General features: G+C 64.4%; 25 protein-coding genes and 1 tRNA gene. 7 read left to right on the top strand and 19 right to left on the bottom strand.

From position 1 onward, the window contains the following. The first annotated feature begins 181 nt into the window (after positions 1-181). Positions 182-1,441, top strand: a complete 1,260-nt coding sequence (locus GGR33_RS13160; protein ID WP_183505821.1) for a right-handed parallel beta-helix repeat-containing protein — start codon at positions 182-184, stop codon at positions 1,439-1,441. 51 nt (positions 1,442-1,492) lie between these two features. Here GGR33_RS13160 and GGR33_RS13155 read toward each other — a convergent pair whose 3' ends face one another. The 6 genes from GGR33_RS13155 to GGR33_RS13130 all read right to left on the bottom strand — a co-directional run bounded on the left by GGR33_RS13155 (position 1,493) and on the right by GGR33_RS13130 (position 8,819). Continuing rightward, positions 1,493-2,782: a glycosyltransferase family 4 protein gene (locus GGR33_RS13155; protein ID WP_183505819.1), complete on the bottom strand. Its 1,290-nt coding sequence runs from the start codon at positions 2,780-2,782 to the stop codon at positions 1,493-1,495. Between the two features lie 130 nt (positions 2,783-2,912). After that, the gene (locus GGR33_RS13150; RefSeq protein WP_183505817.1) at positions 2,913-4,385 is read right to left on the bottom strand and encodes an exopolysaccharide biosynthesis polyprenyl glycosylphosphotransferase; all 1,473 of its coding nucleotides are present in this window, start codon (positions 4,383-4,385) and stop codon (positions 2,913-2,915) included. Positions 4,386-4,559: 174 nt separating this feature from the next. Further along, positions 4,560-5,561: an NAD-dependent epimerase/dehydratase family protein gene (locus GGR33_RS13145; RefSeq protein ID WP_183506063.1), complete on the bottom strand. Its 1,002-nt coding sequence runs from the start codon at positions 5,559-5,561 to the stop codon at positions 4,560-4,562. A gap of 451 nt (positions 5,562-6,012) precedes the next feature. Next, entirely contained in the window at positions 6,013-6,795 is a 783-nt protein-coding gene (locus tag GGR33_RS13140; RefSeq protein ID WP_183505809.1) for a WecB/TagA/CpsF family glycosyltransferase, read from the bottom strand. After that, entirely contained in the window at positions 6,795-7,772 is a 978-nt protein-coding gene (locus GGR33_RS13135; protein ID WP_183505807.1) for a UDP-glucuronic acid decarboxylase family protein, read from the bottom strand. Before GGR33_RS13135 ends, GGR33_RS13140 begins: the two co-directional genes overlap by 1 nt. Before the next feature lie 573 nt (positions 7,773-8,345). Continuing rightward, positions 8,346-8,819, bottom strand: coding sequence for a hypothetical protein (locus GGR33_RS13130; protein WP_183505805.1), 474 nt, complete (start codon positions 8,817-8,819; stop codon positions 8,346-8,348). Positions 8,820-8,837: 18 nt separating this feature from the next. Between GGR33_RS13130 and GGR33_RS13125 the strand changes: the two genes are divergently transcribed. Together GGR33_RS13125 and GGR33_RS13120 are read left to right on the top strand one after the other, a co-directional pair. Continuing rightward, entirely contained in the window at positions 8,838-9,788 is a 951-nt protein-coding gene (locus GGR33_RS13125; RefSeq protein ID WP_183505803.1) for a hypothetical protein, read from the top strand. A gap of 142 nt (positions 9,789-9,930) precedes the next feature. Further along, positions 9,931-10,761, top strand: a complete 831-nt coding sequence (locus GGR33_RS13120) for an FkbM family methyltransferase (protein ID WP_183505801.1) — start codon at positions 9,931-9,933, stop codon at positions 10,759-10,761. 101 nt (positions 10,762-10,862) lie between these two features. On the opposite strand, the gene GGR33_RS13115 is transcribed toward GGR33_RS13120, so the two are convergent. The 3 genes from GGR33_RS13115 to GGR33_RS13105 form a co-directional block, all read right to left on the bottom strand. After that, positions 10,863-11,456 (bottom strand): hypothetical protein, encoded by a 594-nt coding sequence (locus GGR33_RS13115; protein ID WP_183505799.1) that lies wholly within the window; start codon positions 11,454-11,456, stop codon positions 10,863-10,865. Between the two features lie 6 nt (positions 11,457-11,462). Then, entirely contained in the window at positions 11,463-11,807 is a 345-nt protein-coding gene (locus GGR33_RS13110) for a hypothetical protein (RefSeq protein ID WP_183505797.1), read from the bottom strand. A gap of 514 nt (positions 11,808-12,321) precedes the next feature. Continuing rightward, positions 12,322-12,398 (bottom strand) — tRNA-Met (locus GGR33_RS13105). A 186-nt stretch (positions 12,399-12,584) separates the two neighbouring features. Between GGR33_RS13105 and GGR33_RS13100 the strand changes: the two genes are divergently transcribed. From GGR33_RS13100 to GGR33_RS13085, 4 genes are all read left to right on the top strand, one after another. After that, the gene (locus GGR33_RS13100; RefSeq protein WP_183505794.1) at positions 12,585-13,535 is read left to right on the top strand and encodes a histone deacetylase family protein; all 951 of its coding nucleotides are present in this window, start codon (positions 12,585-12,587) and stop codon (positions 13,533-13,535) included. Positions 13,536-13,641: 106 nt separating this feature from the next. Continuing rightward, complete coding sequence (locus tag GGR33_RS13095) at positions 13,642-14,568, top strand: DNA-3-methyladenine glycosylase family protein (RefSeq protein ID WP_183505792.1); 927 nt, start codon at positions 13,642-13,644, stop codon at positions 14,566-14,568. 128 nt (positions 14,569-14,696) lie between these two features. Further along, entirely contained in the window at positions 14,697-15,803 is a 1,107-nt protein-coding gene (ada, locus tag GGR33_RS13090) for a bifunctional DNA-binding transcriptional regulator/O6-methylguanine-DNA methyltransferase Ada (RefSeq protein WP_425488779.1), read from the top strand. A 274-nt stretch (positions 15,804-16,077) separates the two neighbouring features. Next, positions 16,078-16,494, top strand: coding sequence for a hypothetical protein (locus GGR33_RS13085; RefSeq protein ID WP_183505789.1), 417 nt, complete (start codon positions 16,078-16,080; stop codon positions 16,492-16,494). On the opposite strand, the gene GGR33_RS13080 is transcribed toward GGR33_RS13085, so the two are convergent. From GGR33_RS13080 to GGR33_RS13035, 10 genes are all read right to left on the bottom strand, one after another. Then, positions 16,491-17,252: an ABC transporter permease gene (locus GGR33_RS13080; protein WP_183505786.1), complete on the bottom strand. Its 762-nt coding sequence runs from the start codon at positions 17,250-17,252 to the stop codon at positions 16,491-16,493. The two genes, GGR33_RS13085 and GGR33_RS13080, sit on opposite strands and share 4 nt — an antisense overlap. Continuing rightward, positions 17,249-18,175: an ABC transporter ATP-binding protein gene (locus tag GGR33_RS13075; RefSeq protein ID WP_183505784.1), complete on the bottom strand. Its 927-nt coding sequence runs from the start codon at positions 18,173-18,175 to the stop codon at positions 17,249-17,251. Before GGR33_RS13075 ends, GGR33_RS13080 begins: the two co-directional genes overlap by 4 nt. A gap of 80 nt (positions 18,176-18,255) precedes the next feature. Beyond that, the gene (locus tag GGR33_RS13070; RefSeq protein ID WP_183505782.1) at positions 18,256-18,444 is read right to left on the bottom strand and encodes a DUF1192 domain-containing protein; all 189 of its coding nucleotides are present in this window, start codon (positions 18,442-18,444) and stop codon (positions 18,256-18,258) included. Between the two features lie 221 nt (positions 18,445-18,665). Beyond that, on the bottom strand, positions 18,666-19,715 hold the full coding sequence (locus GGR33_RS13065; RefSeq protein WP_183505780.1) for a saccharopine dehydrogenase family protein: 1,050 nt from the start codon (positions 19,713-19,715) through the stop codon (positions 18,666-18,668). Positions 19,716-19,782: 67 nt separating this feature from the next. Continuing rightward, on the bottom strand, positions 19,783-20,268 hold the full coding sequence (locus GGR33_RS13060) for a F0F1 ATP synthase subunit B family protein (protein WP_183506059.1): 486 nt from the start codon (positions 20,266-20,268) through the stop codon (positions 19,783-19,785). 32 nt (positions 20,269-20,300) lie between these two features. Then, entirely contained in the window at positions 20,301-20,882 is a 582-nt protein-coding gene (locus GGR33_RS13055; RefSeq protein WP_183505778.1) for a F0F1 ATP synthase subunit B, read from the bottom strand. A gap of 112 nt (positions 20,883-20,994) precedes the next feature. Further along, positions 20,995-21,222 carry a F0F1 ATP synthase subunit C gene (locus GGR33_RS13050; protein ID WP_007566773.1) on the bottom strand — a complete coding sequence of 76 codons (228 nt, stop codon included), beginning with the start codon at positions 21,220-21,222 and terminating at the stop codon, positions 20,995-20,997. A gap of 54 nt (positions 21,223-21,276) precedes the next feature. Beyond that, entirely contained in the window at positions 21,277-22,062 is a 786-nt protein-coding gene (locus tag GGR33_RS13045; RefSeq protein ID WP_183505776.1) for a F0F1 ATP synthase subunit A, read from the bottom strand. Between the two features lie 114 nt (positions 22,063-22,176). After that, complete coding sequence (locus GGR33_RS13040) at positions 22,177-22,542, bottom strand: AtpZ/AtpI family protein (RefSeq protein WP_183505774.1); 366 nt, start codon at positions 22,540-22,542, stop codon at positions 22,177-22,179. Between the two features lie 168 nt (positions 22,543-22,710). Further along, positions 22,711-23,364, bottom strand: a complete 654-nt coding sequence (locus GGR33_RS13035; protein ID WP_183505772.1) for a DsbA family protein — start codon at positions 23,362-23,364, stop codon at positions 22,711-22,713. Between the last annotated feature and the right edge of the window lie 47 nt (positions 23,365-23,411).

Genomic DNA, 23,411 nt, shown 5'->3' with positions numbered 1-23,411 from the left:
CTGCCTGGTACCGATCCTGGTCGCTGCCACTCCGCATCGGGCACTCTCCCAAGACGGCGCTCCCAAAGAGCTGTCGTGCCCTACGAAGGCCATCCGCGTGCCGGTCGGGGAGTCGATCCAACAGGCGGCCCTTCGCGCCGGTCCCGGCGGCACGGTGTGCATCGGCGCGGGATTGCATCGAATGCAGCAGGTCGCGCCGCTGCCGGGACAAACGTTCGTCGGGGAGCCGGGAAGTATCCTCAACGGCGCGCGGATTCTCGGCCCCTTCGAGCGCGTGGGGCCGTTCTGGGCGACCCCCGTGATGCTGCCCCTGCGGCCGCATTCCGGCGAATGCCGGAAGGGCGCGGTCTGCTCGCCGTTGCCTTGGCTGTTTCTCGGCGACAAGCCGCTTCGCCGCGTGCTCACCAAAGCCGAGCTCGGCCCCGGTCGTTTCCTTCTGGAGCCTGCTCTCGGGCGTCTGCTGATGGCGGACGACCCAACCGGGCGGCAGGTCGAGGCGAGCGTCGTCGCGACCGCGTTCCAGAGTCAGTCTCCCGATGTGCGGATCAGCGGCCTCATCGTCGAGAAGTACGACTCGCCCGCGCAGATCGGAGCCATTCGGGGAGATCGGGCGACCGGATGGCGCGTCGAACGTTCGGAAATCCGCTTCAATGCGGGGCTCGGTGTGTCGGTCGGGACAAACGGGATCGTGCGCGACAACGTCATTCACGGGAATGGTCAGCTCGGCGCAGCGGCGCACGGTCATCAGATCCGTTTCGAGAACAATCGGATCTTCGAGAACAACACCGCGGGTTTCGAGCCGGGCTGGGAGGCTGGCGGCGTCAAGATCACGGAGGCCCAGTGGGTCACGGTGAAAGGCAACCACGTCTATCGGAACGACGGCCCCGGGATCTGGTGCGACATCAACTGCCGCGATGCGGTCATCGAAGACAATCTGGTGGAATCCAATCAGGGGGCCGGCATCTTCTACGAGATCTCCTTCAGCGGGGTCGTCCGCCGGAACAAGGTCCGTTTCAATGGGACGAGCGGCACCCCGTGGTATTGGGATGCCGACATTCAGATCGCCGCCTCGCAGGGTGTCGAGGTCACCGACAACGAGATTGCGGTCAGGCCCGGTGGCCACGCGATCATGCTGATCGACCAGGGCCGCGAGAAGCTGGGCGGTGGCCTGTATCGGACGACGGGCAACCGCGTTCACGGCAACCGGATCGTGTTCAGCGGAGACGGCGACGCCGGCGGCGTCACGGATACGGACCGGCTCTCGCCCAACGGCTCGATCATCGAAGCCGGCAACAACAGCTTCGACGGCAATACCTATCTCGCGCCGGCCAATACGCCACCGAGCTTCGTCTGGGGGCGCGATCCCGTGACTTTCGACGCATTTCGTCGGTTGGGCCAGGAACGGAACGGTGCTGTGAAACTCGGGGCGGAGGTCCAGTAGCCAGGGCAGCCGGCAAAACCGCTATTTCTCGCGAGAACCGCGTTCACCCACTCAAGCGACTTGGCGCGCGGGCTCGGCTCGCGGGGCGACCGGCTTGCTCAATCCGAGCCGGGCGGCGATGTCGTCGTATCCGAGCTTCACAAGCCTCGACCAGGACAACTCGCCGGCGCGGGCGAGGGCGCCTCTGCTCAAGCCCAACCGCAGATTTTCCGAATCCGCGAGTTCGAGGAGGGCGCGCCGGAGCCGCTCGACGACCTCCGCCTGCGAGCCATTCGCGGACACGGCGCGGCCGCAGGCGTCGTCGATCATGACCCCCGGTCCCCCGAGCGCCAGACAGATCACGGGGAGCCCTCGGGAGAGCCCTTCCAACACGGCCATCCCTCCCGAATCGTGCAGGCTCGGGATCAGCACGGCATGCTGCTTCTCGTAGATCGCAAGCAATTCGCTGCGGGGAATCTCGCTGCGCCACTCGACCGTCGAGCCCAAATCCAACCGGTCGGCCTGTTCTTGAAGCCGCCGCCTCTGCGGGCCGTCTCCGACCACGGTCAGGCGGATGTCGGCACCCGCCCGCCGCGCGCCGGACACGGCCTCCAGGCCGAGATGCAGGCCTTTCCACGCGAGGAGCCGTCCCGCGAAGATCACGCGAAGCGGATCACCGTCACGGCGCGGCACTGTCCCGGCGCGGCCTTGCGGCTCGACGCCGATTCCCAGGTTGCAGACGACCTTCGACCAGAGGCGCGTCGGCAGGACGGCCTTGGTCTCGTCCGTGCGGACGATGATGACGGAGGCATCCGCGAAAGCGCTCCGGGAGATCGGATCGAAACGCGTCGTCCACGTGTGGAGCAACCGCATCCCCTCCGCCAGCCGGTCGAAGGGGGCGAGACCGCGCCTGAGATGGGCAGGACCGGATTCACCGCCGCCGAGCGGTCCGAGGACCAGCGGCAATCCCAGCCCGCCGAGGCAGGTCGGATGCCGGATCGTCCCGAATGTCACGTGATGCACCAGATCGAAATCGAGATCCGGGTAGAGCTTCCTGACATGGGACGGCAGCACCAGTTGCCACGCCAGATTCGTGAAGAACCAGGTCATCGACTTGAAGCGGCCACGCAGGCCGCGGTCGCGAAGCTTCGTGAGCCAGCCCGGCATGAAGATCTGGAAGGTCAGGTTCGGCGGCAGACGACCCGAGGCCACCTCGGCCTCGATGAGCGGACTGAATTCCGTGCTGGTGATCACCGTGACCTCGTGGCCGAGACGCGCCGTCTCGAGCGCCCAGTTCCAGCCGATGCCCGCTTCGGAGCCCTGACCGGGACCGCACGAGAACGCGCTCATCAGGATCTTCATTCGGTTCACCTCGGCCGGAAGAGTTCTTCGACGTGCGAGTCGGGACGAACCCCAGAGACATCGCGCTGCCGATGCCGGGCCCGCTCCAACCCCGCGCCACGATGACGGAGGAGGCAGCACTCTCGACGCCTTATCGCGCACCCGAGCCGCTGATGACGGCCGGGACGGTTGCGAGCAGGATGTAGAAATCGAGCCAGATCGACCAATTGCGAATGTAGAAGCTGTCCTGGCTCTTCTGGACGGCCAGGTCGCCGTCGCTGCGCGAGGAAACCTGCCAGAGACCCGTCAGCCCTGGCGGAACGGTCTGCCGCAACGCCTGGAATCCGGTATCGAAACTGGCCGTATGATAGGATGGGAAGGGGCGAGGCCCGACGAGACTCAACTCGCCGCGGACGACGTTCCAGAGTTGTGGCAGCTCGTCGAGGCTGGTGCGGCGGATGAAGTTACCGATACTCGGCAGGATCCGCGGATCGCGCGAGAGCTTGAAGAAGCGCTGCCACTCGCTGCGCGCTTGCGCGTCGGCGGCGAGATGGTCCTGCAGCCGCCGCTCCGCGTCGATGAACATGCTCCTGAGCTTCAGGACCTGGATCGGCTTGCCGTTCCGGCCGACCCGTTGCTGCACGTAGAAGGCCGGTCCGGGATCGACGAACTTGATCGCGATCGCGAGCCCCGCGATCAGCGGCGCCGCCAGCAGGAAAGCGGGCCAGGTCAGGAGCGTGTCGACGCACCGCTTGATGCGCAGATTGTGCCGACGATACAGGTCGCGCCGCAATTCGAGACCGAGCACGCTGCCGAGGGTTCGCGTCTGCGTCCAGAGGCTTTGGAGATCCGGCGCCTGCTGGGCGACGACGACCCGGGGAAACGGCAGCGGGCCAGGTCGTGCGAGATCGTTCAGCACGAGGTCGACGCAGGAACAGACGATCGCGACCTCGATGTCGCCGTGACGAGCCGCGTCTTCGATCGAGCCGAGAATCGGCAGCTTGGCCTGGGCTCGACTGTCGAAAGTCTCTTCGGAGCCGATGACGAAGCCGGCCGGGTTCAGGCCGAGTTCCGGCTGAGCCAGAAGGGCGTCCGCGAGGGCGAGGCTGCAGGCATCCATGCCGACGATCGCCGTCTTGGCGCCCCAGAGCCCCCTGCGGATCAGGAAGCCTCTGGCCGCGACCTCCGCGTAGAATCCGAGGACCAGGAGGAGGAGCCCGATCAATGCGATTCCGGCAACCGTCCCCGCAGTGGCGCCGAGACCGGCTGCGAAAACGAGACTGGCCGCCGTCACGGCCAGCACGCAGTAGGTTCGGAGCCGCAGGCGCTCGGCGGGGCTCGGACCGTAGCCGCCATAGAGGCCGGCGGCAGCAAAGCTCAGGCATGCGAGGATCGGGAGCGCGACGACGTCCAGGCCGCCGAACGGTCCTCCTCCGGTCAAGGTCGATCCGGCGACCACCGCGATCGTGGCCGCAGCGGCGTCCGTCGCCAAGAGAACAACAATGACCTTGCCCCGCCGGACGAACCCTGCCGTGACCGCCGTGTCGAAAGCTTTCCGTTCCGGTTGGATGAGGGCGTGCACGGCCGATGCGTCGACCTCAGGCCCAGCAACAGTCGTGCTCATCTCACGGCATCTCCGAACGAGAGCGAGGTCTTCCAGCGCAAGGCATTTAAGATCGAGGCCTGTCGGGCAGGCCGCCGCGGCGCGCAGACGCTACGGCGGCGATCGGACTTGGTCGGCTCGGCATCGGCTGCGCGAGAGGAACCGCCGATGCCGAGCCGGGAGGGCGGGGTGCGGCTACTCCGCGGCGACGGCCGCGGCGGCCATCGGGGCCTTGGCCGGGGCTTCGAGTTCCTTCGCGATCCAGTGGTAGGTCGGCACGAGACCTTCCGCGAGCGTGATCCGCGGCTCCCAACCCAGGACTTCCCGGAGCCGGCTGTTGTTGCTGTTACGGCCGCGCACGCCCTGAGGACGCGACGTATCGTGGCGCTTGACCAAGCGCTTGCCGGCGATGTCGCTGACGAGATCCACGAGGCCGTCGACGGAGATCAGCTCGTCCGTTCCGAGATTCAGCGGCAGGTGATAGCCGGACTGCATGATCCGGTAGATGCCCTCAACGCAGTCATCGACATGCATGAAGGAGCGCGTCTGCAGGCCGTCGCCCCAGATCTCGATCTCGCCGCCGTCCTGGCTCAAGGCGACCTTGCGGCAGATCGCGGCCGGCGCTTTTTCCCTGCCGCCGTCGTAGGTCCCGAGCGAGCCGTAGACATTGTGGAAGCGGACCACCCGCGTCTCGAACCCGTAGTCCTCGGTGAAGTATTGGCAAAGCTTCTCCATGTAGAGCTTCTCGAGGCCGTATCCTTCCTCGGGGTCTGCCGGGAAGGCGTCGTCCTCCTTCAGCGGAGTCACATCGGCTTCCTTTTGTAGATATTGGGGGTAGATGCAGGCAGACGACGAGAACAGAAACCGTTCGACGCCGAATTTCCGCGCCGCATCGATCATGTGAACATTGATCTTGGTGTTGTTGAGGGTGATGCCCGCATGAGACGAGGTGATGTATCCGATACCACCCATGTCGGCGGCCAGGTGGTAGATGTCCTGCATGCCGGTCACTGCAACGTCGCAGGATTCCGGCACGCGAAGATCGAGAACGTAGAACTCATCTGCAGCCGAAGCCTCGTATTCGGGCTCCTTGATATCGACGCCGCGAACCCAGTAACCTTTGTCTTTCAAAAACTTCACCAGATGGTGCCCTATGAAACCACCGGCACCGGTCACAAGAACCCGCTGAACAGCCATTGCATTTCTCCCCGTATCTAAAAATCGATCAGACTGTGTTTTGGGGGCCGAGAAATTACTATTGCTAACGCGTATTACGCCCTCCTCGCCGATGGGGGTCGTCCGAAATTGCTCGTTACTCCGAATATTGCAGTCCATACTTGCTGTGTCGGCGCATCAATCTGCGGACGCACTCGGCGCAAGCCTGTTCTCGACAGGGCTCAGCAGAAAATACGCAGTGCCGTTGCGCAGCCTTGCGTTGCCGGACCAGTATTCAGGAGGAAGCGATGTCGATCCGGCGCAGCTCGAGGCCGGGTGATCGATCGCTAAAGGACCGATGGCGCCGCGCACGGGCAGCCAAGGTGACTGCCCGCCTTGGGCTGGGCAGCGCCGGTCGACGGCGCTGCGTCACCACTGCGTTCTCGACGTCCCGTCGGAACTCGATAGGCGCAAGTTCTCGATGGGAAGAGGTCTAAGTGCGCGCCGCTTTGCTGCGAGCGAATGCCAGCTGCGCGCCGGCCAGGACGAGAAAATGCGGGACGATCGTCGCGTAGCGACGACCCAGGCGCCGTGGCTCCGTAATGAGTCGGAACGCCCATTCCAGGCCGTTTCGCTGCATCCAGAGAGGCGCCTGCCGCTTGGTGCCGGCGAGGAAGTCGAATGCCGCGCCGACACCGATCATCACGGGAGCATCGATACGTTCGCGGTGGGCGCTCATCCAGCGCTCCTGTTTTGGTGTGCTGAGGCCCACCCAGACGATGTCGGGTTTGGCCGCGTTGATCGCCTCGACGATGGCGTCGTCCTCCTCGTCGGTCACGGGACGGAAGGGCGGACTCAGCGTTCCGACGACGTCGATGCCGGGACAGGTTTGGCGCAGGCGAGCCTGGAGGGCCTCGGCCAGCCCGGGGCCGCCACCGAAGTAGAAGTGACGATACCCGCGCTCGGGAGACAGCCGGCTGACCTCCCTCATCAAGTCGGGCCCGTAGACCCGCGTGACACGGTCGAAGCCGAGACGGCGCGCCATCCAGACCAGAGGCATGCCGTCGGGGGTCACCATTCCGGCGGCGCGGTGGATGCCGCGCAGGTCGCTGTCGCGCCGGCATTCCATGACGCCGTGGACGCCGGTGATGCAGACGAAATGCTTCTGACGCTGACGGATCCAGCGGTCGATGGTTGCGACCGCATCCTTCATGTCGATCGCGCTGACGCCGACGCCGAGGATGTCGACCCGGGGGAGGAAAGCCGGCGCGCTCACTAGCCGGCCTTCTGAAGCTGGTGCACGGCCGGCTGGCTTCGCGACAACAAGGCATCGAAGTAGGCGATGGTCCGCCGCAACCCGTCGTCCAGATCGATCTTGGGCTTCCAGTGCAGGTGCTCGCGGGCCTGCGTGATATCGGGGCGCCGCTGCATCGGGTCGTCCTGGGGAAGCGCGCGATACTCCAGCACCGAGCGCGAATTGCACAACTCGATGATGCGTTGCGCAAGCTCCGTGACGGTGATCTCGGTCGGATTGCCGAGATTGATCGGCTTGGCGGTCTCGCACTCCATCGCCATCAGTCGCACGAGCCCTTCGACCAGGTCGTCGACGTAACAGAAGGAGCGCGTCTGGAGGCCGTCGCCGAATAGGGTGATCGGTTGTCCGGTCAGCGCCTGGATGATGAAGTTCGACACCACGCGTCCATCCTGCGGATGCATGTTAGGCCCGTAGGTATTGAAGATCCGAGCGACGCGGATCTGCAACCGATGCTGCCGCTGGTAATCGAAGAACAGGGTCTCCGCGCAGCGCTTGCCTTCGTCGTAGCAAGCCCGAGGGCCTGTGATGCTGACCCGGCCGCGGTAATCCTCAGGCTGCGGGTGCACGTCCGGATCGCCATAGACTTCGCTGGTGGACGTCTGGAGAACGCGCGCTCTCAGCCGTTTCGCGAGGCCGAGCATGTTGATCGCGCCCATGACGCTAGTCTTCGTGGTCTGGACGGGGTCGCGCTGGTAATGGATCGGCGATGCGGGGCAGGCGAGATTATAGATCTCGTCCACCTCGACGTAGAGCGGGAACGTCACGTCGTGGCGAAGCAACTCGAACGATGGGTTCGAGAGCAAGTCCGCGACGTTGTTACGGGACCCCGTGAAGAAGTTGTCGACGCACAGAACATCGTTCTTCTCCTTCAGGAGCCGCTCGCACAAATGCGAACCGACGAATCCGGCGCCTCCCGTGACTAGAACGCGCTTTCTCATAATGGCACTCCGGATTCGAGATATCGACGAGGCGAAATGTTGGCTGTCACCGGCCCCTTGAAGTTTCCAAATATTCGATCGAGGGGTGATGACGCTGTGACGGAAGTCAATTCCATTTACTGACTGGAATTATTGACAAAGCCGAGACTTGCTTGCATCTAGCGAGATAGCAATACATGCATCGGGAGAGTGGTGCGCCACGAAATCGCTACTCTCGTACTAATCCCGATAGGATACGGACGTGTTTCCGCGCTCGCCCGAGGCCTTTCATGGAATAGGACCGCCGTCGAACGGACCGTTCCCGTTTGACGGCACCCACGAATGCGGCACAGTCGACCACAGAAACAATCGCGCAAATTCTGATTACGTCCAATTTGCTCACAAAAATATACTGCTTCCCTTCTCCATTGACGGATTAATGATTTAATAATTCCGTACCGTGATGAGCGTACGCAGTGTTCCGCAACATTACTGAGTTTTTTGCGTCGAATTCGTAGCAAGAGTTGAGAGTTGCGTGAACGCGTATGCGCGGTACGACTGAGCGGCTGTGCGCCGAATGCCTCAGTCAGTGCATTAGCGTCTGTCGATTGAATGTTTGCCATGGCTCGATGCATGTTCGAGCCAGGTCATCTCCAGAAATGGTGATCTTCGATGCAGAGACTGGACTTCAGCTTGGCATTCTGCGGATTCGGCCCTGCCAATTCGGGTCTGCTGTTCAGCTTGGCCAAAACGGGAGAGATTGCCGACGTTGCGGATCAAGGCATCATGATCGTCGAGCGCAGCCGATCGCTCGGGTGCGGCACGCTTTCCGAGTACAGAATTCCATCGAACACGCTGGCTGACGTCATCTTGGAATGCGTCTGCGACAAACTCCTCCCGGAGGGGATGGCGCGGCTCAGGCAGCGATCCCCTACCATCGCTCAGCTCGAGTCGCTGAGCGGGCAGGCTCCGGATCTCGATCTCGTGTCGGATTGCCTTTCGGATGCCGCCGAAATGCTCGTCTCCGACCTCGCGCAGCACCATCGCATCTCGCTTCAGCGCGAACATCGCGTCGAGACAGTGAGCGTGCGTGAGGACGGCACCTTCACTGTCGAGGTGAGGGGGCCATCCGGCGATTCGATGACGGCACGCGTCGCTTCTGTCGTTCTCAATCTCGGTGGGAGGCAGGAGCCCGAAACCGTCGGCGCCCTGAGATCGCTGTTCCGCTGCGATCTACCCGACACCATGCCGATCATGCTCTCCGACTCGGTCTTGCAGCTATCCGATGCGGGACTGATCTCGCGATTTGGGCCGCTCGTTGGAGAGAAGCGCACGATCGTTGTCGCCGGCAGTTCGCACAGCGCCTTCTCGGTCGTGGAGCGGTTGGCCCAGGTCGCCGACCGGCTTGGCCTCTCACGCATCATCATCGCTCATCGGACGCCCCCGCGATTCTACTATCGCGACCTGATGGAAGCGGCAGCGTTCGGCGATGTCGTCGATGCTCAAGAGGACGTCTGTCCGCTGAGCGGCCGAGTGAACAGGCTCGGCGGCTTGCGCTTTCGAACGGCCGAGGTGGCGCGGGCGGTATTCGGAACGCACCGGCTCGACGCATACCCTGTCGAGATCGAGACCAGGCATGTCGCCGTCGGCTGCAGCGAGACAAGCCTCGCCGGAGAAATTCCCGACGTGGCGGCGATCGTGACGTGTTTCGGCTATCGGCCACTTCTCCCGATTATCCGCGATCAGACAGGAGAGATCCTGCAACTGGCGGAAGACCAGCACGGCCTCACCACCGACGACTGCGGACGCCCGATGAGGCAGGACGGACGGCTGATCCGCGGCCTATTCTCGTTCGGCCTCGGGTCCGGAATGCGCATCGGAAGCGAAGTCGGAGGCGAGCCGAGCTACAAGCGACGCCTGGACGGCATCTGGCTCTACCACAACCACGTCGGCAGCAAGGTCACGGCGGGGATGATCGAGGACTTGCGACGGTCTGAGCTCATCGAGCGACCGGAGCTGGAGCTCTGCGCGTCCTGACGGTTCGCGAACGCGGCGCACCGATACCACCAAATCGCCGCACGAGGAATTTCGATAACTAGCACGAAAATCCGACGAGATCCGACGCACTGAGCGTACAAGATATTTCTAGAACAAGGTCTCTGTATGGGTCGTAATTGATATGCGCCATCTCGATCAGATCATATGGCTTCTGCGTCATCCCGGATTTCGCGCTCAACCGCTTTTGACATGCTCGAGGGTGTTGGCGTGGCAATATCAGAAATACATGAAAGACAGCGTAACGTTGCAGCTCGACGATATTACGATACACGCACGGACATCCGATGGCATCGCGCGTTTGGTGTCGTACTTCGGAAGCAAAGCCGATGAAATGTTCATTTTCATGCAGTTATTTTTAAAACCCGGCGATCGATTTATCGACATCGGAGCAAATATCGGCACGCATAGCATCATGGGAGCGCAACTCGTCGGACCCGGCGGGATGGTCGAATCCATCGAGGCCGATCCCGATACGTACCGCTTTTTGAATGGAAACATTCAACGCAACAATATTTCAAACATCACCGTTCACAACAGATGTGTATCGAATGTGTCCGGAATTTCGATGTTTAACATCAATAAAAACAGCGCTCGAAATTCACTCTCGGTCAAAGGTGAAAAAACAATAGAGCTGCAGCTCATCAGAGTCGACGAGATTTGTGATGCGGGAGAAATCGCGCTTCTGAAAATCGATGTCGAAGGTGCCGACTATCTGGTTCTGCAAGGCGCTGACGGGCTGTTTCAAAACGATCCGCCCAAAGCCGTCATCATAGAGCGCTCCGAAGACACGTTGAAAATCGAGTCCTATTTGGAGAGCCATGACTATTGCTTGATGGATTTCGACTCGCAATCCAACAAGCTGGTTCCGATGCACGACAAGACCGAAAACATCTACGCGATCCATCGAACGGCACTCGATCGTATTCGCAGGATGGTGCAGGTTACGCACTGATAGGTGTTTGAGCTGGTTCCGGCTGAAGTATGGCTGTGATTCCAGCTCGTCACCGGCTCTGAACCCGAATTCGATCTGTATCGAAGCAGCTCAGGTGAGCGTCAATCGCCGATGGCGGCCAAGCACGTCCATTGGGTCTTATCCGTGCGCGATAATCCGGCCCAAAGCGACACGGCCGCTCCAGCAGCACCCGGCAACCTGATGGCAGCCTGCATTCGCCACAACCGTCTGCTCCGGAACTGCAGGGCGGCGACCCGCTCCGGTTCATGCACGCCAGGACGCATCATCGGCCGATGCCGCGGCTTTTTGAGTCGCCAGTTTGCGACTTGGCCCCGCTGCGAACTTAAACTCAGTATCCACAGGAAGATCCCCGTGGATTTTGCGCCGTCAGCGCGCATCTCAGATTCGACACAATACAGAGGACACGTTGTAGACTGTTCAATATTGAAATGAATGAGGATTGTCCGATGTTCGATGTTGGCAACCAACCCACGAGCACTGCTGCACAGCTTGCTTTCGTGATTCTGGGCGAGGCGTATTCCGAACTCGCCCAAGCCCTTCGAAAGATCGACGACGAACCGGCGCGCGAGCTTTTGAAGACCGTCGAGGTCAGAGCGCAGCTCAAATTGGACATGTTCAATGGCGGCGCCGCGGAGCCGTTCGGCGACCGCGAACTGGTCTCTCAGGCGGCTCAACCCGTGTCACTGCTCCTCAGAAGCGCCCACATGACAGCGCTTCCCGTCTAACCCTAACAGGTTCTGCCCGTTGTTTTCAGAACCTGTGACGATCAGTTTCGAGCCGTAAGCCACGAGGCAATCTTTGCAACTCACGCCATTCTGGATTCTATAAATAATCTCGATCAGGATATGATTACGGCTCAGCAATTGAGGCACGCGGGGCATTTGTTTGAGAAGCCCGTCAACGCGACGCAGCGTTTCTTCATAGGCCTCTTTCGCAAGAAAAAAATCGCACGCTTGTACGGTGATGTCCTGATCGGGCTCGTCGCAGGATGAAAAAATTCGATGTCGTGAATTCTCTATCTGCATGGATCAACCATATCCTAAACGACGATGTTGTTAGAATAGGATGGAAGACTCGAACGGCCGCGATACGAGACGCTCATCGAATACTTGAGTATCCTCGCTCGCGCTGCACATCGAGGAGCGACGCCGAGCACAGCGATCGTATGCCATCGCCGGCTGAGGTCGAGCCGATACGAAGGGGTATCGGCTACCCTAAAGGCCTTATGCGAAATGGCATTGCGCCGCGCCGACTCGGCTGCGAACTGGCGCGTTCTCCATGTCGCGCGCTTTGCCGTCTGCCATCATGCGAATTGCCGGCGCGCCAGCTAGGTTCGCTGTCCGCAAGTTCGCGACAGTGATCGGCCTAGAGGCATGGCATCGACCCTCTGTCAGAGTTCGGGATGCCCGACCATCGTGCGCTCGGCACGGTTCGGTCTCGGCTCCGGTCGATGCTATGGATTTTGCGGCCCGAGCGCGATCCAGGAGCCTATCGGCTCGATCGTTGCTTCCAGTATTCGGCCTGATCTATCGAGATGAATGGTAGCGAGGGAGAGATTTGAACTCCCGACACAAGGATTATGATTCCTCTGCTCTAACCAACTGAGCTACCCCGCCACGCATCGCAGCCGGCAACCATGTCGAGACACGGTCGTCGGCCGGAGAGTGGCGATATAGGGAATCCGGCTCGGCGGTGTCAACGCATGCTGGGGCGGTTCGCGCGGCGTCCGGCTAGTAAAATATTATCGACCAGATACCCGGCGCCATTGTAGGGGAGGGGCACAGGCAAAGGCGACGGTCTTCATGCAGACGCTGCTCCTCACCCATCCCGCTTTCGTGGCGCATGATACCGGCCAGGGCCATCCCGAACGGCCCGCGCGGATGGAGGCGATCGATCGCGCGCTCGCCGATCCCGCCTTTGCGGGCCTGCGCCGGGAAGAGGCCCCGCTGCGCGACGACCTCGACGAGCAGATCCTGCTCGCGCACCCGGCGGACTATCTTGCGCGCATCAAGAGCGTTGCCGCCAATCGCGCGGCACTGCCGGCCCATCTCGATCCCGACACGGTGATGTCGCCGGGCACCTACGAGGCTGCCTCGCGCGCCGTGGGAGCCGGCCTGCGCGGCGTCGACGCCGTACTCGATCCGGATTCGGGCGTGCGCAACGTGTTCTGCCAGGTCCGGCCCTGCGGCCACCACGCCGAGCCGAGCCGCGCGATGGGCTTCTGCCTGTTCTCGAGCGCGGCCATCGCGGCTCTCTACGCGAAGAAGCGGCACGGCCTGGAGCGTGTCGCGGTGCTGGATTTCGACGTCCATCACGGCAACGGCACTCAACGAGTCTTCTGGGACGACGACAGCCTGTTCTTCGGGTCGACCCACCAGATGCCGTGGTTCCCGGGCACCGGCGCCGTCTCGGAGCGCGGCGTCGGCAACATCCACAATGCGCCGTTGCGCGCGGGCGACGACGGCGAGATCTTCCGCGAGGCCTTCGGGCAGGCGATCCTGCCGGCGCTCGATGCCTTTCGGCCGGACCTCATCGTGATATCCGCCGGGTTCGATGCCCATGAGGACGATCCGCTCGGGCAGTTGCGTCTCAACGAGGCGGATTTCGCCTGGGCGACGCACGTGATCAACGAGGCCGCACACCGGCATTGCGGCGGCCGCGTCGTCTCGATGCTGGAAGGCGGCTACAACCTCGCGGCGCTCGGCCGATCGACCGCCGTACACGTCGAGGCTCTGATGGAGAGCGCCGCTTAGGACAGGCGCGAACGGGTCGAAACCGCCTTTCGCTGAAAGCCTCCTCCGACCCTTCGATCCGGCACGGGCTTGCGGAGGGCGCCGGCTCGACGCGAGAGTCGCGCCGATGAGCCAGGATCGCATCGTCACCGCCGTTACGCTGCCCTATCGGGCGCCCTACGACTGGGAGGCCCTCCACGGCTTCCTGGCCGCCCGTGCGATTCCAGGCGTCGAGCGGGCGGAAACCGGTCTCTACGCCAGGACGGTCTCGGTCGAGGGCTGGCACGGTACGGTCGATATACGACCCTCCTCGGAAGGCGAGTCGCTGGCGGCCGAGATCCGGTTTTCCAATGCCGGATCGATACCGGCGATCGCCGCACGGCTGCGCCATCTATTCGATCTCGACATCGATCCGCTGACCGTCGGCGCGCGGTTCGACGGCGAGCCGGTGATCGGTCCTCTCGTCGCCGTGCGGCCGGGCTTGCGGGTGCCGGGCGCCTGGAGCGGCTTCGAGCTCGCGGTGCGCGGCATCCTGGGCCAGCAGGTCTCGGTGGCCGCCGCGACGCGTCTTGCCGGAAAGCTCGTCGCCGCCTTCGGCACGCCGCTAGCGGGACTGGATGGGACGGGGCTCAGCCATGTCTTCCCGGCGCCGGAGCACCTCGTCGAGGCGGACATCTCGCTCGTGCTGAACATGCCGCGAGCACGGGGCGCCGCGATCCGCGCGGTGGCGGCGTCCGTGATCGCCGAGCCGGACCTGTTTTCCGTCGGGCAGGGGTTAGAGACGGCCGCCCTGCGCCTCAAGGCCCTGCGCGGCATCGGCGACTGGACGGCGCATTACATCGCGATGCGGGCGCTGAAGGAGCCGGACGCCTTTCCCAGCGCCGATATCGGCCTGATGCGTGCCCTCGATACCGGTTCCGGCCGGCCGACGCCGAAGCAAATGCTGGCGCGGGCGGAAGCCTGGCGGCCTTACCGGGCCTATGCGGCGATGCATCTCTGGGCGAGTGATGCGGAGATGGAGGCGGCGCGCCTCCTGGCGAAGGCCGAGCGATGAGAGGCGGCAGAAGCACCGAAAAATTGCCGAGCAAGCGCCGGGATGTATCGGGCCGGACCCTGCGTCAGGATGGGCATATCGAAGGCGTCGCGGACGCCGTCACGCCATCCAAGAGGGAGAGCCGAGCGATGCAGGCCCAGGCACACGAGCGCGCCCCGACGCGCAGCACCCCGCCCATGGACACGAGCGACGAGGCCCGCTGGGCCGCCTTCAGCGCCGCTGACAGGGCGGCCGATGGCAGCTTCGTCACCGCGGTGAAGACCACGGGAATCTATTGCCGGCCGAGTTGTCCGGCCAAGCGCGCCAAGCGCGAGAACGTTCGGTTTTACGACACCTGCGAGGAGGCCGAGGCAGTGGGCTTCCGGGCGTGCAAGCGCTGCCGGCCGAACGAGGCGTCCCGCGAAGACCTCCAGGCTCAGGCCGTCGCCCGCGCTTGCCGGCTGATCGAGGAGGCCGAGACGCCGCCCGCCCTCGATGCGCTCGCCGAGGCCGCCGCGATGAGCCCCTTCCACTTCCACCGCACCTTCAAGCGGATCACCGGAGTGACCCCCAAGGCCTATGCCGGCGCCCATCGTGCGGAACGCGTGGCATCGGGCCTGCGCGAGGCCCGCACGGTCACCGAGGCGGTCTACGATGCGGGCTACAACGCCGCGAGCCGCTTCTACGCCGATGCCGGCGAGCGGCTCGGCATGAGTCCCACAGCCTATCGGCAGGGCGGCACGGGGGCGCAGATCCGCTTCGCCGTCGGGCCGTGCTCGCTCGGGCAGATTCTGGTCGCCGCCACGGAGAAGGGCGTCTGCGCCATCATGATGGACGACGATCCGGACGTGCTGCTGCGCGACCTGCAGGATCGTTTCCCGCATGCCGAGCTGACCGGCGGCGATGCGGGTTTCGAGGCGCTGGTGGCTCGGGTAATCGAGCTGGCGGAGACGCCGGGACGCAGGGTCGAGTTACCGCTCGACATCCACGGCACGGCCTTCCAGCAGCGTGTTTGGGAAGCCCTCAAGCGCATCCCGGCCGGAACGACGGCGACCTACAAGGAAGTCGCCCAGGCCATCGGCGAGCCCGCGGCGGTGCGCGCCGTCGCACGGGCCTGCAGGGCGAACCCCCTTGCCCTGGCGATTCCCTGCCACCGGGTGGTGCGCTCCGACGGCTCGCTCTCGGGCTATCGCTGGGGTGTCGCGCGCAAGCGTGATCTCCTCGATCGGGAGGGCGCGAAGCGGGAGCCGACGTGATGGCCGCCGATCCCTCCGAGAGCCGCCCGCGCGCAGCCCCCGATTCTCGCGATGACGGCCTAGGGCGCCGCAACGAGAGCCGACAGTTAAAAATCGGTTATTGGAAATGAATCAAGGCTCGATCAAAGATCTTTCTCAGATCTGACAGAAACCCCTTTCAGCGTTTTTCTGTTCACGGTTGGGGGCATTTGATCTCGTGAGCCTTGATATGCACAGCAGCATGGATAGCAAACTGGACGTGTTCGAAGGCAAGTCTGCAAAAGGAGATGCTCTCGTGCCCGAACTCGTCACGGAAGCATCACAAACCTTGCCCGCGCCCGTGGTCGTCTGGCTCGATCCCACTCGGCCGGAATTCGGCACCCGCGTCATCACCACGGTGCCGGACGGACTGGCCGCGCTCAACCGCCACGGCATCGACGATGCCCGGCACGGCCCGCATGCCCAGCTCTGGCAGGACGCGGCGGCGGCTCTGAAGGCGGCGAGCGTCGAGCCGAATCCCAACAATCTGCGGCGGGCCTTCGACGCGATGCTCAGGCTGGTGAAACGGGTCGCGCCGGTCCCGACGCGCGTGCGGGTGCTGTCGGCTCCGCGGGGATTGCGTGAGCGGGTGCTCGGCCTGCTGGCCCCATCCTACGGCCGGCTCGATCTCGCCGGACCGCCCTCGCGCGCCTTCTCTGCCCGAGGGGACTAGCTCTTCAGCCGGTACCCCGTCTTGAACATCCAGGTCACCGCCGCCAGGCAGAGTGCCAGGAACAACGCCGACATTCCCATGCTGATGGCGACGCCGACGTCGCCCTTGCTGAAGAAGGCCCAGCGGAAGGCGCTGATCAGATAGACGACCGGATTGGCGTGGCTCAGCACCCACCAGAAGGTCGGCAGCACGTCGATCGAGTAGAAGCTGCCACCGAGGAAGGTGAGGGGGGTCACGATGAGAAGCGGCACGAGCTGCAGCTTCTCGAAGCCGTCGGCCCAGAGCCCGATCACGAAGCCGAACAGGCTGAACGTCACCGCCGTCAGGATCAGGAAAAACAGCATCGCGATCGGGTGATCGATGCGCAGCGGCACGAGGAAGGCCGCAGTGCCCAGGATGATCAGCGCGATCAGGATCGATTTCGTCGCCGCCGCGCCGACATAGCCGAGCACGATGTCGAAGGGCGAGACCGGCGCCGATAGCAGCTCGTAGATCGTCCCGGAGAAGCGCGGGAAGTAGATCCCGAACGAGGCGTTGGCGATGCTCTGCGTGAGGAGTGAGAGCATCATCAGCCCCGGCACGATGAAGGCACCGTAGGGCACGCCGTCGATCATCTGGGACTGCTTGCCGACCGCGGCGCCGAAAACGACGAAGTAGAGCGAGGTCGAGACCACGGGCGCGACGATGCTCTGCAGAGCCGTGCGCCAGAACCGGTTCATCTCGAACTTGTAGATCGCCTGAATCGCGGGGAGGTTCATGCGGCGTCCCTCACCAGATCCACGAAGATGTCTTCGAGGGAACTCTGGCTCGTATCGATGTCCTGGAAGCGAATGCCTGCGGCCGCGAGGTCGGTGAGCAGACCCGTGATGCCGGTGCGGCCGCCGCGCGTGTCGTAGGTGTAGATCAGCTCGCAGCCGTTCTTGGCGAGCTCGAGATGATGGTCGGCGAGGTCTTCGGGGATCGCGGCGAGCGGCTCGGGGAGGTGAAGCGTGAGCTGCTTCTTGCCGAGCTTACGCATCAGCTCGGCCTTCTCCTCGACCAGAACCAGCTCGCCCTTGCGGATGACGCCGACCCGGTCGGCCATCTCCTCCGCCTCCTCGATGTAGTGGGTGGTGAGGATCACGGTGACGCCCGAGTCGCGCAGGCGCCGCACCATCCGCCACATGTCCTGGCGCAGTTCGACGTCCACGCCGGCCGTCGGCTCGTCGAGGAACAGGATCTTGGGCTCGTGGCTCAACGCCTTGGCGATCAGAACCCGGCGCTTCATGCCGCCCGAGAGTTGCATGATCCGGCTGTCACGCTTCTCCCAGAGCGAAAGGTCCTTCAGCACCTGCTCGATATGGGCCGGGTTCTTGCCGAGGCCGAACAGGCCGCGGCTGAAGCTCACCGTGTTGAACACTTTCTCGAAGGCGTCGGTGGTCAGTTCCTGCGGCACCAGCCCAATCAGGCTGCGGGCGGCACGGTAGTCAGTCGCGATATCGTGCCCGTCGACGGTGATCGTGCCGGTGCTCGGCGTGACGATGCCGCAGACGATGTTGATCAGCGTCGACTTGCCGGCACCGTTGGGGCCGAGCAGCGCGAAGATCTCGCCGCGGCGGATCTCCAGGTTCACGTCCTTCAACGCGGCCAGGCCGGATGCATAGGTCTTCGAGAGACCGGAGATGGTGATGATCGGCTGCATGGCGGCCTACATGTCGGGGGAGGGGCCGCGATGACGGTCGCGCCGCCGATAGCACGGCAGGGACAAACGGCGGGTGCGAATCAGCTCTTGAAGATCGAGCCCGCCGCATTACGGGCCGCCTCTTTGGCGAGCTTTGCCGCCTCCAGGCGTTCGATCTCCGTACGGAGCAGGGCGATGCGCTCGACAAGATCGCCGACGGACAGTTCGTCGAGCTTCTGCCCGATCTCGTGGCTTGCAGGCTTGCGTGGCCGAACATCCTCGTCGTGCATGCCTCGGTCGACCGGCTGGCCGCTCCCTGCAGGAAAGTGCCGGGGGCATAGCGGGTGGGGACATCATTCGTCCACCCGGCCATGACACCGGCCGTCATTCCGGGGCTCGCCGTAGGCGAGAACCCGGAATCCACGAGTGGCCTCGACGGTCCTCCGGCGCCGCGCTCACGGGTGGATTCCGGATTCCGCTGCGCGACCCCGGAATGACGGGCGAAAGATTCTCAAAGATCCCGTCGCTCGACCCCTTCGAAAGACAGGATGAAGTCGGTGCCGTAAGCCGTTGCCGGCGTTTGATATCCCGGCCTCGCCTGACCGGCGGCAGAGCGACGGGCGATCTCCACGGCGGTCGACGCCGTCAGGGTGTAGCCTTCGGGCGTGCGCATCCGGGTCGCGACCCGGCGCCCTTGCGCGTCCCAGGCCTCAGCCAGGAAGAGGCACTCCGAGCGGAGCCGTGCCTCGGGCGTCGGGCCGGGCGGTAGCCGGCGCTCGATGCCGCGCTTGACCCACCGCTGGCTGAGATCGGCCGCCAGCAGGCGCTTCAGAATCCGCGGCATCGCCGCCGCGCGCGCGAGTGCCGGAGAGGCCTCGAAGAAGACGTCGATGTTCGGAATGCCGGTCGCGTGCCATGCGGTCGCAACGTCGCCCCAGCCGAGGCCGATCGTCGGGCGTGGACCGGAGCCGAAATCGGCGCTGGCACGCGGCGTGTCGGCGATCCCGACGATGCGGCCACCCCGGCGGACGCGCGTGCCGTAGGCCACGCCCTCAAGCATGGTCTTGGCGGTGCCGCGGCTGATGCCCTGGAAGCCGCCGATCGAGAGGTGCAGATGCGTGGCGCCGGGCAAGCGCGCCGCCGTGTGGGCGGCGAGGCAATCGCTCGGGACCACGTCGAAGCCAGCGCCCGGCAGCAGCATGACCCCGGCGGCCTCCGCGTTGCCGCTGCGGGCGGCGAGCGCCTCGAACACGTCGATCTCGCCGGTGATGTCGACGTAATGCGCGGCCGTCGCGAGGCAGGCCTCGACCATCGGCAGCGCGGTCGCCGAGAACGGACCTGCCGCGTGCAGAACGGCGGTCATGCCGGCGAGCCCGTCGCGAACTGCCTTTGGATCGTCGAGGCCGAAGGCGCGCCATTCGAGCCCGAGGCCCTCGGCGAACCTCCGCACGGCCTCGGCGCTGCGGCCGGCGAGAACGGGGCGGAGGCCGCGCGCGACAGCATGCTCCGCACAGAGACGCCCCGTGTAGCCGGTGGCACCGTAGATCAGGAACGTGCTCATTCGGGCATTCCTCCCAAATGAAAAAGCCGCCCGGAGGCGGCTCGTTCGATCGCGGTGCCCGTTTCGCTCAGGCCTGAAGACGGGTCTTCACGTCGCCGAGGCTCGATTTAACGAGGTCCTGGGCCGACTGGCCCTGGAGACGCTCGCGCAGGAGCGTCTCGGAGACCTTCACCGCGGCGTCGGCGGCAGCGGCGCGGACCTGCGCGGCGGCCTGGGTCTCGGCCTGGGCGATCTTCTGCTCGGCCGACTTGGTCCGGCGGGCGATGTAGTCCTCGAGGCGGGCATGGCCCTCGGCGTCGATGCGCTTGGCCTCTTCATGCGCCTCGGCGACGATGCGCTCGGCGTCCTTCTCGGCCTCGGCGCGGCGGCGCTTGAAGTCGGCGAGGACGGCGGCAGCCTCCTCGCGCAGGCGCTTGGCCTCGTCGAGCTCGTGACGGATGCGCTTGGCGCGGCCGTCGAGCCCCTTCGTCATCATGCCGAAGCCGCCGACCTTCCACACGATCGCGGCGAAGATCACGAAAGCGACGGCGACCCAGAATTCCGCGGTCATCACCATGCCGGTCACAAGTCCTTACGTGCGATCTATCAGTGGACGGCGTCGAGGGCGCGGTCGAGGCTGGCCTTGTCCGGCGCGTGGCCGGTGAGACGCTCGACGATGCTCGCGGCGGTCTCGCCGGCGATGTCGCGGACGTTGCCCATGGCGCGGGCGGTGCTCTCGCGGATCGTCGTCTCGGAGGCGGCGATCTTGGCGTTGAGCTCCGCTTCCTTGTCCTTGCGGCGCGTGTCGGATTCGGCGGCAAGCCGCGCGCGGGCTTCGCCGGCGATGCTCTGAGCGTTGTTCTGGGCGTCGCGCAGAGACTTCTCGTAAGCCTCGCCGGCGGCGTCGGCCTCGGTTTTCATGCGCTGGGCCTCGTCGAGATCCGAGGCGAGACGGCCGGAGCGCGTCTCCAGGATCGCTTCGATCCGGGGCAGGGCGACCTTGGCCATGAGGTAGTAGAGCAGGCCGAAGGAGATCGCGAGCCAGATCAGCTGCGAGAGAAAGGTATGGGTCTCGAAGGGCGGAAAGGCGCCGCCATGCGAGGGCTGCTCGGTGTGAGCGCCGTGAGCCGGGACGGCTTTGACGTCCGAGTTGGCAGGCGGTGTCGTAAGGGCTTTGTGCTCGGCCATGGCCTCGTCCGGTGACGGAGTGTTCCGGCTCCGACCAGCGGAGCGCCTACGCGTCTGTCAGGAGACCTGCCGCTCCGGGCCGAAACCCGAAACGGCAGTGCCCCGAAAGAAATCAGACGGCGAAGAGCAGGAGCAGGGCGATCAGCAGCGAGAAGATGCCGAGCGCTTCCGTCAGCGCGAAGCCGAGGAGCAGGGTAGCGCGCTGGCCATCGGCAGCGGAGGGGTTGCGAAGGGCGCCGGCAAGGAACTGACCGAACAGGTTGCCGAGGCCGATGCCAGCGCCGGCCATACCAAGGCAGGCGAGACCAGCACCGATGTACTTCGCAGCGACGGGATCCATAAGAAGCTCCTGAGTCCTTGATCTGATTGTTCGTGAGGGCGGGAGAAGCCGGCCTCAGTGGCCGGGGTGAAGGGCGTCGTTGAGGTAGATCGCGGTCAGCGTCGCGAAGACGTAGGCCTGCAGAGCGGCGACCAGGAATTCGAGCGCGGTCAGCGCGATCGTCAGGAAGAGCGGCAGCGGCGAGAGCACGCTCCACGCACCGGCCGAGAGCAGGCCGACGACGAAGAAGGCGAAGATCTTCATCGCGATGTGGCCGGCGAGCACGTTCGCGAAGAGACGCACCGAGAGGCTGATCGGACGCGAGATGAACGAGATGATCTCGATCGGCACGAGAAGCGCGAGAAGCGGCTTGGGCACGCCCGACGGCACGAACAGGCCGAAGAAGTGAGTGCCGTGCTTCATCACGCCGAAGCCCACGACCACGCAGATCACCAGGAAGGCGAGGCCGAAGGTCACGATGAGGTGGCTGGTCACCGCGAAGGCGTAGGGGATCATCCCGAACAGGTTCAGGATCAGCACGAACATGAAGAGCGAGAACACGAACGGCATGAACCGCTTGCCCTCGTCACCGGTGGCCTGGTGAACGGTGTCGGCGATGAACTCGTAGAAGATCTCGGCCAGCGACTGCAGGCGGCCGGGGACGATCGAGCGGGACGAAGTCGCGACGATGGTGATCAGCGCGATGACCGCGACGGCGGCGAACATGTAGAGCGCCGACTGCGTGAACGCGATCTGCTGATTGCCGATGTGCCCGAACGGCACGAGGGAATGCAACTCGAACTGATGGATCGGGTCCGGTCGCAACGCTACCTGGTGCGCCGGGTCGATGCTGCCCGCCATGCCTTGTTCCGCCCCTTGTCCTTCATGCCGGCGACCACGCCGTTCTGTGCGCGTGGCCATACACGATGCGCCCCGAGTCTCAAGACCCCCGGCGTCGTTTCGGCGCAAAATGCCCTATTGCGGGTCTTTTCCGCCCGCCTGCCCGGTGAACCCGCTCAGGCGCATCACGTTGTAGATCCCCGTGACGAAGCCCAGCACGAGGAACACGACCAGCCCCCACGGCGCAGTGCCGAGGAACCGATCGAAGAGCCATCCCAGGATCCCGCCGGCGATCACGCCCGCGACGAATTCCGTCGAGAGCCGCATTGCTTGCCCGATGGAGGAGCCGTCGCTGCGACCGGACCGCGCCGAAGCGTCGGGACCGACCGATGGCCGCTTCCGTTCGAGCTGCGTCTCGAGACGCTTCAGCCTCTCGGAGAGATCGTCGCCGGGGACCGACTTGGACCCTTCGCCCCCGCGCCCTGTTTCGTTGCCGCTCACGAGGCTACTCACACCGGCGGAAGCGAGGGGAACCGTTCGGCCGCCCTTCGAACGGGGCGCACCATAGTTTTGCCCCCCTTGTGAGTCAAGGCGGCCACGCTTTCACTCAAGTCATTCCAAAATCAGCAGATTTTCGGAATTTTAGGCCGTCGGCGACGTGCCTTCCGATCAGGCCCCGAGGATCGGCTTGATGACCTTTTCCATGTCCTCGATGGTCATGGCCCCGGCGAATTTCTGGCCGTTAATGAAGAAGGTCGGCGTGGACTCGACCTTGAGCACGTCGAGCGCCCGGGTCTTGACGGCATTGATGCCGGCGAAGGTCTGTTTGTTGCCGAGGCAGCTATCGAGCTTCTCCTTGTTGAAGCCGGCCTGGCGCAGCAGCTTCTCGAGGGCGTCGAGCGGATTCTCCGGCGGCCGCACGAAGGCCCAGGCCTCCTGCTGATCGAAGAGCAGGTCGGTGATCGGGTAGTATTTCTCGTTGCCGTCGCAACGGGCGAGCATGAAGCCGGCGGTGGCGCGGGGGTCGAGCGGGAATTCGCGCAGGGTGAAGCGCACCTTGCCGGTGTCGATGTACCGCTCCTTGAGCACCGGTAAGGTGGTCTTGTGGAAATGCGCGCAGTGCGGGCAGGTCATCGAGGCGTATTCGATGATCGTCACCTTGGCATCCGCCGGTCCGAGCCAGACGTCGCCGAGGGGACCGGCCTCCATCAGGGCGGCGGCATCGGCCGATTGGGCCATGGCGGAAACCGACAGGCGGGGCAGCAGCGCGGCCGCGCCGACCGCGAGACCAGTGAGTTTCACAACGTCGCGCCGGGTGATCATGGCGATGGCAAGCTCCGCTGAGAGAACACTCTCGATGGGCGTCCGGT

The sequence above is a fragment of the Methylobacterium brachythecii genome (genome assembly GCF_014196345.1).
GTDB lineage: Bacteria > Pseudomonadota > Alphaproteobacteria > Rhizobiales > Beijerinckiaceae > Methylobacterium > Methylobacterium brachythecii.
This window is presented reverse-complemented; position numbering and strand designations above follow the sequence as displayed.

Bases quoted from the DNA above. Each gene is read 5' to 3' on its own strand.
- GGR33_RS13160 (WP_183505821.1), top strand. From the start codon at position 182: ATGCAGCAGGTCGCGCCGCTGCCGGGACAAACGTTCGTCGGGGAGCCG.
- GGR33_RS13155 (WP_183505819.1), bottom strand. From the start codon at position 2,782: ATGAAGATCCTGATGAGCGCGTTCTCGTGCGGTCCCGGTCAGGGCTCC.
- GGR33_RS13150 (WP_183505817.1), bottom strand. From the start codon at position 4,385: ATGAGCACGACTGTTGCTGGGCCTGAGGTCGACGCATCGGCCGTGCAC.
- GGR33_RS13145 (WP_183506063.1), bottom strand. From the start codon at position 5,561: ATGGCTGTTCAGCGGGTTCTTGTGACCGGTGCCGGTGGTTTCATAGGG.
- GGR33_RS13135 (WP_183505807.1), bottom strand. From the start codon at position 7,772: ATGAGAAAGCGCGTTCTAGTCACGGGAGGCGCCGGATTCGTCGGTTCG.
- GGR33_RS13130 (WP_183505805.1), bottom strand. From the start codon at position 8,819: ATGTTCGCGCTGAAGCGAGATGCGATGGTGCTGCGCGAGGTCGGAGAC.
- GGR33_RS13120 (WP_183505801.1), top strand. From the start codon at position 9,931: ATGCGCCATCTCGATCAGATCATATGGCTTCTGCGTCATCCCGGATTT.
- GGR33_RS13110 (WP_183505797.1), bottom strand. From the start codon at position 11,807: ATGCAGATAGAGAATTCACGACATCGAATTTTTTCATCCTGCGACGAG.
- GGR33_RS13100 (WP_183505794.1), top strand. From the start codon at position 12,585: ATGCAGACGCTGCTCCTCACCCATCCCGCTTTCGTGGCGCATGATACC.
- GGR33_RS13095 (WP_183505792.1), top strand. From the start codon at position 13,642: ATGAGCCAGGATCGCATCGTCACCGCCGTTACGCTGCCCTATCGGGCG.
- ada (WP_425488779.1), top strand. From the start codon at position 14,697: ATGCAGGCCCAGGCACACGAGCGCGCCCCGACGCGCAGCACCCCGCCC.
- GGR33_RS13080 (WP_183505786.1), bottom strand. From the start codon at position 17,252: ATGAACCTCCCCGCGATTCAGGCGATCTACAAGTTCGAGATGAACCGG.
- GGR33_RS13075 (WP_183505784.1), bottom strand. From the start codon at position 18,175: ATGCAGCCGATCATCACCATCTCCGGTCTCTCGAAGACCTATGCATCC.
- GGR33_RS13070 (WP_183505782.1), bottom strand. From the start codon at position 18,444: ATGCACGACGAGGATGTTCGGCCACGCAAGCCTGCAAGCCACGAGATC.
- GGR33_RS13065 (WP_183505780.1), bottom strand. From the start codon at position 19,715: ATGAGCACGTTCCTGATCTACGGTGCCACCGGCTACACGGGGCGTCTC.
- GGR33_RS13055 (WP_183505778.1), bottom strand. From the start codon at position 20,882: ATGGCCGAGCACAAAGCCCTTACGACACCGCCTGCCAACTCGGACGTC.
- GGR33_RS13050 (WP_007566773.1), bottom strand. From the start codon at position 21,222: ATGGATCCCGTCGCTGCGAAGTACATCGGTGCTGGTCTCGCCTGCCTT.
- GGR33_RS13045 (WP_183505776.1), bottom strand. From the start codon at position 22,062: ATGGCGGGCAGCATCGACCCGGCGCACCAGGTAGCGTTGCGACCGGAC.
- GGR33_RS13035 (WP_183505772.1), bottom strand. From the start codon at position 23,364: ATGATCACCCGGCGCGACGTTGTGAAACTCACTGGTCTCGCGGTCGGC.